Annotated in this window: 1 pseudogene; it reads right to left on the reverse strand. The window is 75.5% G+C overall.

The window, feature by feature from the left end:
* Positions 1–318 (reverse strand): annotated as a pseudogene (locus tag MTR62_RS21240) (chromosome segregation protein SMC); the annotation flags it as partial.

The raw sequence follows: 318 nt of genomic DNA on the forward strand, positions 1-318 counted from the left end.
AAGGCGGCGCGGCGGGCCTCGGCCTCGGCGTGTTCGGTTTGCGCGGCGCTCTGGCGCTGGGCCAGATCGTGGGCGCTGCTGTCGATCTCGGCGGCGCGCGCGCGCTGGCGTTGGCGCGCGTCCTCGGCCTGATCGACCCCACGCAGCGCCGTGCGTTCGGTGTTGGCGGCCTCCGCGATCGCGCGTTCGGCGGCCACGGCCTGGTTCTGCGCGGCGATCAGCGCGGCTTGCGCTTCGCTCTGGCGTGCCTCGGCCTGGGCCACGGCCGCGCGTAAGGGGGGCAGGCGGGCTTCGAGTTCGGCGAGCCGGTTTTCGGCT

The sequence above is a fragment of the Novosphingobium organovorum genome, assembly GCF_022832435.1.
GTDB classification, from domain to species: Bacteria; Pseudomonadota; Alphaproteobacteria; order Sphingomonadales; family Sphingomonadaceae; genus Novosphingobium; species Novosphingobium organovorum.